The 12,148-nt window shown below is 55.9% G+C and carries 15 protein-coding genes and 1 pseudogene; 13 read left to right on the top strand and 3 right to left on the bottom strand.

The features are described from left to right. Positions 1 to 38: 38 nt before the first annotated feature. Together ACRAUW_RS00785 and ACRAUW_RS00780 are read left to right on the top strand one after the other, a co-directional pair. Positions 39 to 915 (top strand): annotated as a pseudogene (locus ACRAUW_RS00785) (LysR family transcriptional regulator). 63 nt (positions 916 to 978) lie between these two features. Then, the gene (locus tag ACRAUW_RS00780) at positions 979 to 1,935 is read left to right on the top strand and encodes a LysR substrate-binding domain-containing protein (protein ID WP_431360768.1); all 957 of its coding nucleotides are present in this window, start codon (positions 979 to 981) and stop codon (positions 1,933 to 1,935) included. Between the two features lie 82 nt (positions 1,936 to 2,017). Here ACRAUW_RS00780 and ribA read toward each other — a convergent pair whose 3' ends face one another. Further along, positions 2,018 to 2,611 (bottom strand): GTP cyclohydrolase II, encoded by a 594-nt coding sequence (gene ribA, locus ACRAUW_RS00775; RefSeq protein ID WP_005337152.1) that lies wholly within the window; start codon positions 2,609 to 2,611, stop codon positions 2,018 to 2,020. A gap of 248 nt (positions 2,612 to 2,859) precedes the next feature. Between ribA and cmk the strand changes: the two genes are divergently transcribed. From cmk to pyrF, 6 genes are all read left to right on the top strand, one after another. After that, positions 2,860 to 3,552: a (d)CMP kinase gene (cmk, locus tag ACRAUW_RS00770; protein WP_431360767.1), complete on the top strand. Its 693-nt coding sequence runs from the start codon at positions 2,860 to 2,862 to the stop codon at positions 3,550 to 3,552. Between the two features lie 94 nt (positions 3,553 to 3,646). After that, positions 3,647 to 5,317, top strand: coding sequence for a 30S ribosomal protein S1 (gene rpsA / locus ACRAUW_RS00765; RefSeq protein WP_336757316.1), 1,671 nt, complete (start codon positions 3,647 to 3,649; stop codon positions 5,315 to 5,317). Between the two features lie 92 nt (positions 5,318 to 5,409). Further along, the gene (gene ihfB, locus ACRAUW_RS00760) at positions 5,410 to 5,694 is read left to right on the top strand and encodes an integration host factor subunit beta (RefSeq protein ID WP_005337145.1); all 285 of its coding nucleotides are present in this window, start codon (positions 5,410 to 5,412) and stop codon (positions 5,692 to 5,694) included. 158 nt (positions 5,695 to 5,852) lie between these two features. Beyond that, positions 5,853 to 6,137 (top strand): LapA family protein, encoded by a 285-nt coding sequence (locus ACRAUW_RS00755; protein ID WP_005337143.1) that lies wholly within the window; start codon positions 5,853 to 5,855, stop codon positions 6,135 to 6,137. A 9-nt stretch (positions 6,138 to 6,146) separates the two neighbouring features. After that, the gene (gene lapB, locus ACRAUW_RS00750) at positions 6,147 to 7,313 is read left to right on the top strand and encodes a lipopolysaccharide assembly protein LapB (protein ID WP_431360766.1); all 1,167 of its coding nucleotides are present in this window, start codon (positions 6,147 to 6,149) and stop codon (positions 7,311 to 7,313) included. An 18-nt stretch (positions 7,314 to 7,331) separates the two neighbouring features. Continuing rightward, entirely contained in the window at positions 7,332 to 8,033 is a 702-nt protein-coding gene (gene pyrF, locus ACRAUW_RS00745; RefSeq protein ID WP_431360765.1) for an orotidine-5'-phosphate decarboxylase, read from the top strand. Here the strand turns inward: pyrF and rrtA are convergent. Next, complete coding sequence (gene rrtA / locus ACRAUW_RS00740) at positions 8,008 to 8,601, bottom strand: rhombosortase (RefSeq protein WP_421344810.1); 594 nt, start codon at positions 8,599 to 8,601, stop codon at positions 8,008 to 8,010. The genes pyrF and rrtA overlap by 26 nt on opposite strands. Here rrtA and ACRAUW_RS00735 point away from each other — a divergent pair. From ACRAUW_RS00735 to ACRAUW_RS00715, 5 genes are all read left to right on the top strand, one after another. Then, on the top strand, positions 8,600 to 9,223 hold the full coding sequence (locus ACRAUW_RS00735) for a tRNA-uridine aminocarboxypropyltransferase (RefSeq protein WP_158110732.1): 624 nt from the start codon (positions 8,600 to 8,602) through the stop codon (positions 9,221 to 9,223). The two genes, rrtA and ACRAUW_RS00735, sit on opposite strands and share 2 nt — an antisense overlap. Positions 9,224 to 9,243: 20 nt before the next feature. Then, positions 9,244 to 9,951 carry a 7-cyano-7-deazaguanine synthase QueC gene (gene queC / locus ACRAUW_RS00730; RefSeq protein WP_431360764.1) on the top strand — a complete coding sequence of 236 codons (708 nt, stop codon included), beginning with the start codon at positions 9,244 to 9,246 and terminating at the stop codon, positions 9,949 to 9,951. Between the two features lie 61 nt (positions 9,952 to 10,012). Next, the gene (queE, locus tag ACRAUW_RS00725) at positions 10,013 to 10,684 is read left to right on the top strand and encodes a 7-carboxy-7-deazaguanine synthase QueE (protein WP_431360763.1); all 672 of its coding nucleotides are present in this window, start codon (positions 10,013 to 10,015) and stop codon (positions 10,682 to 10,684) included. Position 10,685: 1 nt separating this feature from the next. Further along, on the top strand, positions 10,686 to 10,916 hold the full coding sequence (locus tag ACRAUW_RS00720; protein WP_005337126.1) for a DUF3820 family protein: 231 nt from the start codon (positions 10,686 to 10,688) through the stop codon (positions 10,914 to 10,916). Then, positions 10,913 to 11,488 (top strand): cob(I)yrinic acid a,c-diamide adenosyltransferase, encoded by a 576-nt coding sequence (locus ACRAUW_RS00715; RefSeq protein ID WP_431360762.1) that lies wholly within the window; start codon positions 10,913 to 10,915, stop codon positions 11,486 to 11,488. The genes ACRAUW_RS00720 and ACRAUW_RS00715 overlap by 4 nt, the downstream gene beginning before the upstream one ends. A gap of 69 nt (positions 11,489 to 11,557) precedes the next feature. On the opposite strand, the gene ACRAUW_RS00710 is transcribed toward ACRAUW_RS00715, so the two are convergent. Next, a complete protein-coding gene (locus ACRAUW_RS00710; protein WP_431360761.1) occupies positions 11,558 to 11,962 on the bottom strand; it encodes an H-NS family histone-like protein in 405 nt (134 codons plus the stop codon). Between the last annotated feature and the right edge of the window lie 186 nt (positions 11,963 to 12,148).

Below are 12,148 nucleotides of genomic sequence, written 5' to 3'. Positions count from 1 at the left end.
TATATTTAAGTTATTCATCTCATAAGTTGAATTGATACATGGATCTGAAACAGCTCACCTATCTGCTGGCGGTCAGGGATGCCGGCTCATTTACCAAGGCAGCCAACAGTCTGCATGTGGCACAACCGGCCATCAGCATGGCCATTGCCAAACTGGAGCAGCAGCTCGAGCTGCGGCTATTTGATCGACAAGACCGGGCGGTACGGCTTACCCCGGAGGGAGAGGTGCTCTGTCGCCATGCCGAGCGTCTGTTGCTGCAGATGCATCAGGCCGAGGCCGAGATGGCCGAGCTCAAGGGGCTGGAGCGGGGGGAGGTGCGGATCGGGATCCCCTATATGATGGGCTCCTACTATTTTCCCCCTCGTCTGATGGCCTTCAAGCATCGCTACCCCGGTCTCAAGATCCGGGTTGAGGAGGCAGGCACCCGCGAGCTGCTCAGCCGGATGGTGGATGGCTCCCTCGATCTGGCCATTCTCATCACCAGTGATCTCCCCCCCCGCCATTGAGGGGGCTCATCTGCTGAGCGAAGAGATGTTGATGGTGGTGGGGGACGATCATCCTCTGCGCGGTGAATCGACCGTGACACTCTCGCAGTTTTTCGCCCAGGAGCTGGCGCTGTTTCGCCGCGGTTTCTATCACCGGGAGCATATGGAGGCGCTGGCCCAGAGCCTGGGCGTTGAACTCGATATTGCCTTCGAGAGCAATCTTATCCCTCTGCTCAAGGCGGTGGTGCGGCAAGGCTTTGCGGTGACCACCTTCTTGCGAATGGTGCTGGAAGAGGAGCCGGATCTGAGTGGTGTGCCCTTCGACCCGCCCATCTATCTCGATCTCTGCGTGGCGTGGCGGCGGGGTGATCCGCTCTCCATGGCCAATCGTGCCTTGCGTGATTTTCTACTCAAGGATCGTCCGGCCTGATAGCGGCGGGCCATTGCTGAAAGTTTGTTACTATTAACGGTGGGTTTGCTTGAGGGCTACACCATGAAACTGCAGCAATTGCGCTATATCGTCGAGGTAGCCAACCACAGGCTGAATCTGTCGGCCACCGCAGATAGCCTTTTCACCTCCCAGCCCGGGATCAGCAAACAGGTGCGGATGCTGGAGGATGAGCTGGGGATCCAGATCTTCGAGCGCAGCGGCAAACACCTGACCCAGATCACCCCCATCGGTCGGGATGTGATCAAAGTGGCGGCCGAGGTGTTGGACAAGGTCGCCACCATCAAGGTCATGGCCAGGCAGCATGTGCATCCGGAGCAGGGAACTCTCACCATTGCCGCTACTCATCTACAAGCCCGTTATATTCTGCCCGCCATCCTCAAGGGATTCATGGCCCGCTTTCCCAAAGTTGCCGTAACTGTGATGCAGGGGAGTGCGACGCAGTGCCGCGCAGCCGTGCATGATGGCGCTGCCGATCTGCTGCTGGCCGATGAACCGGAGGAGGGGAGCGATCTGTTGATGCTCCCCTCTTTTCAGTGGCAACGGGGCTTGGTGCTGCCAAAGGAGCATCCATTGGCCAGAGCAACATCGCTGACCCCGGCCGAGCTGGTGGAGTTTGCATTGGTGACCGATGGAAGGGCGATCTCTGCTGCTCATGGCTCTGATTGTGCTCATGCCGAGAGCAGGATCGCCTGCTGTGCGAGCGACAGCGATGTGCTCAAGACCTATGTCAGACAAGGAATGGGCATCGGGGTGATGGCAACTTTTGCCTGGGAGCCCCAGCGCGATGGCGATCTGGTGCTCAAAACGGCGCCCTGGCTACCAAGCGGTGTGGCCGCTATCGGGTTGCGCAGGGGGGCGTTTTTGTGCGGCTATCTCTACGACCTGATTGAGCGTCTCGCGCCGCAATGGACCCGGGAGCGGGTCGACCAATACTGTGCTGCCCGCACAGGTGAAGAGCTTGATGCATTGCTGGCCAATCTGACCATGCCAGTGCGATAGCGCAGATGCAGTGTGCAGGCGCTACCAGAAAAACACCTCCCAATGGGAGGCATTTGAGAGTTTTTTGTTTATCAATGCAGGCTTACTTCTTGAGCATATGATCCAGCTTGTTGGCCTTGGTCGACAGATAGAATTCGTTGTGGGGATTGCGCCCTTCCTGCAACGGAACCCGTTCGGCCACCGGAATACCGAAGGATTCCATCGCCTTCATCTTGCGCGGGTTATTGGTCATCAGTTTGAGAGACTTGACTTCAAGCTGCTTGAGCATATCGGCGCAGATGGTGTAATCGCGCATGTCGGCGGCGAAACCAAGGGCCACGTTGGCCTCCACGGTATCGGCCCCCTGATCCTGCAGGTGATAGGCGCGGATCTTGTTGAGCAAGCCGATGCCACGGCCCTCTTGACGTACATATAGCAACACGCCACGACCGGCCTTGGCGATATTCTCCATAGCCGCCTGCAACTGGAAACCGCAGTCACAACGCAGGCTGAACAGGGCGTCACCGGTCAGGCATTCTGAGTGGATCCGGCCTAACACGGGCTCTTCACCGGTAATGTCGCCCATCACCAGTGCGGCGTGATCTTTGCCTGTGCCGGTTTCCTGAAAACCTACCAGCGTGAAAGTGCCCCAGGGGGTTGGCAATTTGGATTTGGCCACGAGGGTAACGCTGCTCATAGGTTGCTCCTTACTACTAACGGCTCAAAAAAGGGGGCCAGTTTAGCGCGCCTTGTCAGGAACGACCATAAGAACAAGTCCCTGCATTGCTTAATGAAATATCCAAATGAGATGCAAGCACGGTAGTCCTCCGGTGTTTTGGTCCTTTGTGCAGATTGGTGACTGCCAGGCTCACCACATTCGGGTATAATCGGCGCCCATTAACCCACCCCTTCGGGATGGGAGCAACACAGTGCAGGAGAGAATTTATGCCTCAGATGGCCCCCGTAATGACAATTGATGGCCCCAGTGGTGCAGGTAAAGGCACCTTGTGTCAGCTGCTTGCTGAGAAGCTGGGTTGGCACTTGCTGGACTCGGGCGCCATCTATCGGGTGTTGTCCCTGGCCGCTCTGCATCACGATGTAGAGCTGGACAGTGAAGCCTCACTGGTGCCGCTGGCCGCCAATCTGGATGTGCAATTTCAGGTTGAGGGCGATCTGGTCAAGGTTATCCTGGAAGGGGAAGATGTCTCCCGCACCATCCGCACCGAAGAAGTGGGTAATGCGGCTAGTAAAATCGCTGCCTTCCCCCGGGTGCGCGAAGCCTTGCTGCGCCGTCAGCGTGCATTTCGTCAGGCCCCGGGTCTGATTGCCGATGGTCGTGACATGGGCACAGTTGTTTTCCCCGAGGCCGAGGTGAAGATTTTCCTCGACGCCAGTGCCGAAGAACGGGCCCAGCGCCGCTATAAGCAGTTGCAAGATAAGGGCTTTGATGTTAACTTTGAGCGTCTTTTAACCGAGATTCGGGAACGTGACGATCGCGACAGAAATCGCGCCGTTGCCCCCCTGAAACCGGCAGAAGATGCTCTGGTGGTAGACTCTACCGCCATGACCATAGAAGATGTACTGACAACAGTGCTCGCCTATGCAGAGCAACAACTTGGTGATGCCAGCGCAAGCTGACATCCGGTCGTCTGCACCAAGGATGGCGCAGATTATTTAAAACAACCCCGCTTGTGCTGGATGACAAGTGGATGTTTCATTTGTGACATAAACAATGATCGAATCTTTTGCTCAACTCTTTGAAGAGTCCCTGAACGCCGTTGAAACCCGTCAAGGTTCCATCGTCAAGGGTACTGTCGTTGCTATCGAGAACGGTTTCGTACTGGTTGACGCCGGTCTGAAATCCGAGTCCGCTATCCCGGCTGAAGAATTCAAAAACGCCATGGGTGAGCTGGAAATCAACGTAGGTGACTCCGTTGACGTGGCTCTGGACTCTATCGAAGATGGTTTCGGCGAAACCAAGCTGTCCCGCGAAAAAGCCAAGCGCCACGAAGCCTGGCTGCAGCTTGAAAAAGCTTACGAAGAGCAAGCTACCGTTATCGGTATCATCAACGGCAAGGTCAAGGGTGGTTTCACCGTTGAACTGAACGGCATCCGTGCCTTCCTGCCGGGTTCTCTGGTTGACGTGCGTCCGATCCGTGACACCGCTCACCTGGAAAACAAAGAACTCGAGTTCAAAGTCATCAAGCTGGACCAGAAGCGCAACAACGTTGTTGTTTCCCGTCGTGCCGTGATCGAGACCGAGAACACCTCCGAGCGTGAAAGCCTGCTGGCTAACCTGCAAGAAGGTCAAGAAGTTAAGGGTATCGTCAAGAACCTGACCGACTACGGTGCATTCGTAGATCTGGGCGGTGTTGACGGCCTGCTGCACATCACCGACATGGCGTGGAAGCGCGTTAAGCATCCTTCCGAAATCGTCAACGTTGGCGACGAGATCGCTGTCAAGGTTCTGAAGTTCGACCGCGAGCGTACCCGTGTATCCCTGGGTCTGAAGCAGCTGGGCGAAGATCCCTGGGTTGCTATCGCCAAGCGTTACCCGGAGACCACCCGTCTGTCTGGCCGCGTGACCAACCTGACCGACTACGGCTGCTTCGTTGAAATCGAAGAAGGCGTTGAAGGCCTAGTACACGTATCCGAGATGGATTGGACCAACAAGAACATCCACCCGTCCAAAGTTGTTAACGTTGGCGACGTGGTTGACGTGATGGTTCTGGACATCGACGAAGAGCGTCGTCGTATCTCCCTGGGTCTGAAGCAGTGCAAATCCAACCCGTGGCAGCTGTTTGCCGAAACTCACGCCAAAGGCGACCGTGTTTCCGGCAAGATCAAGTCCATCACTGACTTCGGTATCTTTATCGGTCTGGATGGCGGCATCGACGGCCTGGTTCACCTGTCTGACATCTCCTGGAACAACCAGGGCGAAGAAGCCGTGCGTGAATTCAAGAAAGGCGACGAGATCGAAGCCGTTGTTCTGCAAGTGGACCCGGAGCGTGAGCGCATCTCCCTGGGTGTCAAGCAGATCGAAGAAGACCCGTTCAACAAGTACCTGGCTGACAACAAGAAAGGTGCTATCGTGAAGGGTAAGGTTACCGAGGTTGATGCCAAAGGTGCCGTTATCGAACTGGCTGACGGCGTAGAAGGCTACCTGCGTGCCTCCGACGCTGCTCGTGACCGCGTAGAAGACGCCACTCTGGTGCTGTCTGTTGGTGACGAAGTTGAAGCTAAATTCATGGGCGTTGATCGTAAGAACCGCACCGTAAGCCTGTCTGTCCGTGCTAAGGACGAGGCTGATGAGCGCGTTGCTATCGATAGCCTGAACCAGCAAGAAGAAGTTGTGTTCAGCAATGCTATGGCTGAAGCGTTCAAAGCCGCCAAGGGTGAGTAATCCTTGATGCAAGAAAAGGGCGGCATTGCGCCGCCCTTTTTTATCCTGGCAAAATGAATATTGCATGTGATCGGGGAAGGAGATTTAACATTATGACCAAATCAGATCTCATCGAACAACTGGCAGCCAGCCGCATGCATATGCCGGCCAAGGATGTCGAAGCCGCCATCAAGGAGATCCTTGAGCAGATGGCGTCGACCTTGCAAAACGGCGACCGGATTGAAATCCGCGGATTTGGCAGTTTTTCACTGCACTATCGTGCGCCCCGTGTGGGCCGCAACCCCAAGACTGGGGACAAGGTTGAACTGACCGGGAAATATGTCCCGCACTTCAAACCTGGCAAAGAGTTGCGCGAGCGCGTCAACATCGTTGAATAATCCAGAAATGGGCATACCTCGGGTATGCCTTTTTTGTTTTTGGTGCAGATTCCTGTGCCAATCGTCTTGTTTCTTAAACTCTTTTCCCATTCACTCTAGAGTCTGCCTGTGATTTTAAGGATAATCAGTCTCTCATTAGATACTGACAGGGAGCTCTTATGAAGCGTATTTTGGCCCTCATTCCGCTGGTGCTGGTGTTTGTTCTGACCCTGGCGCTGGGCTCACAAAATGGTCAGCTGGTTCAGTTCAATTACCTGATCGCTCAGGGTGAGTTTTCGCTTGCAATGTTGTTGGGCTTCTTCTTCGCTGGCGGTTTTTTGCTGGGCTGGCTGGTATTCGGCCTGCTGTTCCTGCGCCTGAAAATGCAAAATCGCACCCTCAACCGCACCATGCGTCGTCAATCCCGCGAGTTGGAGCTGGCCCGGTCACCGGGTAAGGAATAATGTTCCTCAATGCTTGAACTGCTTTTCCTGCTGTTGCCTATCGCCGCCGGTTATGGCTGGTACATGGGTCGCAGGAGTGTTCGCCAGGACACCCAAAAACAGAGTAATCAGTTTTCCCGCCAGTATGTGGCGGGCCTCAACTATTTGCTGTCCGATGAATCTGACAAGGCGGTGGATCTCTTTATCCAGCTGCTTGAGGTGGACAGTGAAACCATCGAAACACACCTCTCCCTCGGCAACCTGTTTCGCCAGCGCGGGGAGGTCGATCGTGCCATCAAGATCCACCAGAACCTGGTAACCCGCCAACTGACCCGGGAGCAGCGTCAACTTGCCTTGCAGGAGCTGGCTCGCGACTTTCTGGCTGCCGGTCTGCTCGACCGTGCTGAAGCACTCTGGAATGAGCTGTGTGACGACAGCGATTTTGAAGAGACGGCGTTGGCACAGCTGTTGATCATCCATCAGCAGTTGCGGGATTGGGACAAGGCCATCGATGTGGCGGTTCGTCTGCAAAAATTCCAGGGCAAGAAGCTGGCCGACCCCATCTCCCATTTCTATTGCGAGCAGGCCGAAATCGCGCTGCGTGACGGAAATAAAGGGGAGGGACTGGCCAAGCTCAAACGGGCGCTCAGTATCAATCCGGCATGTGCCCGGGCCAGTTTGCGCCTCGCTGAGCTCGCCATGGCAGATGGAGAGTATGAGCAGGCCAGTAAGGATCTGCTGCGGGTGTTCGAGCAGGATATCGACTTTGCCTCCGAGGCGATGCCCAAATTGCTCGAGTGCTATCAGCAGTTGGGTCGCACGCCCGCATTGATCCCGCTGCTTGAGAAGGCGGTGGAAGATCACGCCGGCGTCAGCGTGACATTGGCCCTTGCCAAGCTGGTTGAAGAGCGTGATGGCCTGAGCCAGGCCCGTTCGCTGGTGCTGCGTCAGCTGCGTCGTCATCCCTCGATGAAAGGTTTTTACCAGCTGGTGGGTTTTCAGCTGGCCAGTGCGGAGGAGGGGCCTGCCAAGGAGAGCCTCGAGCTGCTGCAACAGCTGGTCGGCGAGCAGATCAAAATCAAGTCAACCCACAAGTGTCGGCAGTGCGGCTTTGCCACTCACTCGTTGTTCTGGCAGTGTCCGTCTTGTCGCCAGTGGGGTTCCATCAAGCCGATCCGTGGTCTGGACGGTGAATAACAAGCAATAGGATGTGAGATGCAAGATCCCAAAGTACTGGTAGCGCTGGATTATCAGCACGAGGCAGATGCCTTAGCGTTCGTTGAACGTATCTCTCCGGCCCAGTGCCGTCTCAAGGTAGGCAAGGAGATGTTTACCCTGTTTGGCCCGCAGTTTGTACGCCAGCTGGTGGCCAAGGGATTTGATGTCTTTTTGGATCTGAAGTTTCACGATATTCCCAATACCGTTGCCAAAGCCGTGGCAGCCAGTGCCGAGCTCGGTGTCTGGATGGTCAACGTGCATGCCAGTGGTGGTGAGCGGATGATGCGTGCCGCCAAAGAGGCGTTGCTGCCTTATGGCGACAAGGCCCCCCTGCTTATCGGCGTGACCGTGCTGACCAGCATGGAGCAGTCCGACATGATTCCCCTCGGGTTGGATGTGAGCCCGGCCGAGCAGGTGATCCGGCTGGCTACCTTGACCAAAACATCCGGTCTGGATGGGGTGGTCTGTTCCGCCAACGAGGCCCATGAGTTGAAAGCCATGCTGGGCGAAGATTTCAAGCTGGTGACCCCGGGTATTCGCCCGACCGGTTCAGCGGCCGGGGATCAGCGCCGGGTGATGACACCGAAAGCGGCGGTCGAGGCGGGTTCCGATTATCTGGTTATCGGTCGCCCCATCACGCAGGCTGCCGATCCGGCCGCCATGCTGGCCAGCATCAATGCCGAGCTGGCTGGTGCGTAACAGGTTCAGTCAGTGATACGCGGTGCAGGCCGAGCAACAGGCCTGCACCTGCCCCGATAAGATGAGAGCCGATGTGTACCCTGGCATTGATCAGGGTGGATATCGGGCTCTCTCCTGCGTTGTAGAAGTCCATTACCAGCTTGAGCCCCATCCCTGCCAACAGTAGCCAGCCCGACGTGCGGCGTCCGTGGCGGATATCCTGCATTGCCCCCCAGACAAACAGACCATGCAGCGAGCCGGATAGCCCCATGTACCACTGGGTCTGCGGGCACCACCACCAGATCCCCAAGCCCACTGCCAACCAGAGCAGCAACATCAGCAGCGGCAGGCGAGCCCCACCCAGATAGTCGCGAAACAGGCTATAGAGGATGGCGAGGCCGCCCAGATTGAGCAGCAGGTGCCACAGATTGGTATGAGCCAGATTGCCTGTTATGATCCGCCACCCTTCGCCCCCGGCGATCAAGGGCCGATCGAAGGAGAGCTGAAGATTGGGAACGGTAAAGAAGAGTAGCAAGCTGGTGAGAGAGAGCGTGATAACCCAGAGCAATCCAGATTTGTCTGACAACATGAAACAGTCCAACGACAAGAACAGTCGATACTGTACACGTTGCACCCGAGCCCTCAAAGCCTGCCTGTGCGATTATATTGTGCCGGTTGACAATCACACGCCCCTCTACATCTTGCAGCACCCCAACGAGGTGGCACATCCCAAGGGGACCGCGGCACTGCTGGCGGCCTCTTTGCAACAGTGCGAGATCCATGTGGGGGAGGACTTTTCCCGCGATGAGTGGCTCAATGGGTTGCTTGCAGATCCTTCCCGTCGCTGCTATCTACTCTGGCCGGATGAGGATGCCATTTCGCTGACCGATCTTCGCCAACAGTGGGAGAGTGAATCCTCTGGCTCCGCATCCGTCGCCTTTATCTTGTTAGACGGCACCTGGCGCAAAGCCTATCGCATGTTGCAGAGCAACCGGGCACTGGCCCGTTTGCCCCGTATCGGCATTGGTGCCATTGCCGGTCAATATGCCATTCGCAAGAAACCCTTTCCCGATGCCCTCTCTACCATAGAGGCGGGCTATCACCTCTTGTCCCGGTGGGAGGGAAGGCAGGAGCGCTATGCGCCCTTGCTGACCCTGTTCAATCGGTTGAATACCCAGTGGCAGGACTTTGCCGAAGGCCGCCGCGCGTGACAATTCAAGGAGTTATCAAGATGAAAAAAGCAGTCGTGGTTTTCAGCGGCGGTCAGGACAGCACTACTTGTCTGGTGCAGGCATTGGCCCAGTATGATGAAGTGCACGCCATTACGTTTGACTATGGTCAACGCCATCGGGAAGAGATCGACACCGCGCGCCGTCTGGGCAGTGCGCTGGGGATTGCCGCCCACAAGGTGATGGATGTGACGCTGCTCAATGAGCTGGCGGTCTCTGCCCTGACCCGTGACGACATTCCGGTCAGCTGCGAGCTGCAGGATAATGGCCTGCCCAATACCTTCGTGCCGGGCCGCAATATCCTGTTCCTGACCCTGGCCTCCATCTATGCCTATCAGGTGGGCGCCGAAGCGGTGATCACCGGTGTGTGCGAGACCGACTTCTCCGGCTATCCCGATTGCCGTGACGAGTTCGTCAAGGCCCTCAATCAGGCGGTGTCGCTGGGGCTGGATCGCGGTATCCGTTTTGAAACACCCCTGATGTGGCTCGACAAGGCCGAGACCTGGGCACTGGCGGATCACTATGGTCACCTCGACACGGTGCGCCAGCAGACCCTGACCTGCTACAACGGCATTGCCGGTGACGGCTGTGGCACGTGTCCTGCCTGTGAACTGCGCAGTCGCGGTCTGAACAACTATCTGGTCGACAAGGCGGGCATCATGGCCAGACTGTTTGAGAAAACCGGGCTGGGCGAGAAAAGCGCAGAGTGAGCCTGCGTCTTGCCGTGGCTTGGGGTATAATCCGCGACTTTTGCAACAAGCCGTGATCGAGATGCACTACCCAATCAACGAGATTTTCCAGACCATCCAGGGGGAGGGCATCTTTACCGGCCTGCCCGCCATCTTTGTTCGCCTGCAGGGTTGCCCGGTGGGCTGCTCCTGGTGCGATACCCGTCATACTTGGGTTGTTGATCCGGCTCGTGAAGTGGGCAAGGCGGCGGTGCTGGATCGCTCCAACGAATCCGATTGCTGGAGCCAACTCAGCACCGCGCAGATTATCAAAAGCTTTGGCGATCTGGGTTATCAGGCGCGCCATGTGGTGATCACCGGTGGGGAACCCTGCCTCTACGATCTGCATGAACTCTCGTCAGCCCTGCTGGCGGCGGGTTATCAGGTGCAGATAGAAACCAGTGGCACCAGCGAAATCAAAACCCATGAGCAGACCTGGGTAACCGTCTCCCCCAAAATTGGCATGAAAGGGGGGCTGCCTGTGCTGGTCTCGGCGCTGGAGCGGGCCAACGAGATCAAGCATCCGGTGGCCACCGAGCACCATATTGAAGAGCTGGATACGCTGCTCGCTACTGCTACCCTGCGCCCTGATGTGGTCATTGCCTTGCAGCCGATCAGCCAGAAGCCAAGGGCCACCCAATTGGCGATGGATACCTGTATCGCGCGTAACTGGCGACTCTCAATCCAGACTCATAAATATCTGGATATCGATTAATATGGATTGGCTATCCGACGAACAGGTGCTGCTGACCCTGACCAACAAGATGCCTTACGGTAAATATCAGGGTCGGCGTATCATCGATATTCCCGAGCCCTATCTGGTGTGGATGGCGCGCAGCGGTTTTCCGGCGGGTAAATTGGGTCAGACCCTTGCGTTGGCTTATGAGATCAAACTCAATGGGCTCGAATCCATGATTATTCCCATTATTAACAGGATGTCGGTATGAGAATATATACGAGGCAGGGCGACAAGGGCATGACCCGGTTGGCCGATGGTATCCAGTTGCCCAAGGATCATTTTCGGGTCGAGACCTACGGTTATATCGATGAGCTCAACTCCCATATTGGCTTGCTGATTTGTGATGTGCCGTCGCAAGAGGTCGGCTTATTGGCTGATTTACAGCTGTTGCAACAGGAGTTGTTTGATCTGGGGGGCGAGTTGGCATTCTCCAGCGACGCCCAGAATGAATCGATTTGGCAGGTTAATGCCGCCTGGACAACTCGCCTTGAACAGCAGATAGATCGTTATAGTGAGCCATTGCCACCGCTGCGCCAATTTATATTGCCCGGTGGTTCCCGTGCCGCGGCGCAAGCGCATGTGGTGCGCACTCTGGTGCGTCATTGCGAGCGCTTGCTGCTGACATTGAGCCGGGAAGAACGGGTCAATCCCGAGGTGCTGCCCTATCTGAACCGGATGAGTGACTGGTTCTTTACCGTTGCCCGCTATCTCATCTGCGTGGCAGGGGATCGTGAAGTGCTGTGGGTCAAGGCAGCAGATCGCCCGCAATCAGCTATCTGATATTTCACGTTTAAGCGGCAATAAAAAACCTCGCCTTGGCGAGGTTTTTTATTAGCAACCAGATTGAGATCAGATAGCAAAGTCTTCCAGTGATTTGCCTGCTGCCACTGCGCTGGCAATGACCGAAGGCATACGGCCCTGGCCGGTCCAGGTTTTCTCTACGCCATTATCCTGATAGCGATATTTGGCAGGACGTGGCGCCCGCTTGGCTTTTTCTGATTTGCCGGGGTTGGTAGCGACAGCGCTTACCAATTCTGCTGGGTCAATACCGGCGGCTTTCAGCATTTCGCTATATTCGTTAATTTTCCGCAGATGCTCTTCACGGGCCTGACGCTCGCCAGCTTCATCCTGCTGACGCTCAGCAACGATCGCAGAGAGTTTTTCCAGTGCCTCTTCCAGTTGTTCCAGAGAAAGTTCGCGGCAGGTCGCACGCAGACTGCGGATATTAAGCAGTACCTTTAAAAATTCATTCATAGGAGTTACCACGTCGAGTCAGAGAAAAATATTATGTTCTAGCTGATTCTTGCTTGGCGATTTAAATAAGTCAAGCCGGGTTAAATATAATATCCGTGGGGAACATCAATACAGATATTTAATATGGCCAGCAATAGGCTTGGTGATTGGATGCCAATGAAACCGCAGTAGGTGAAAATAGCGTCA

The organism is Aeromonas sp. (assembly GCF_050633025.1).
GTDB lineage: Bacteria > Pseudomonadota > Gammaproteobacteria > Enterobacterales > Aeromonadaceae > Aeromonas.
This window is presented reverse-complemented; position numbering and strand designations above follow the sequence as displayed.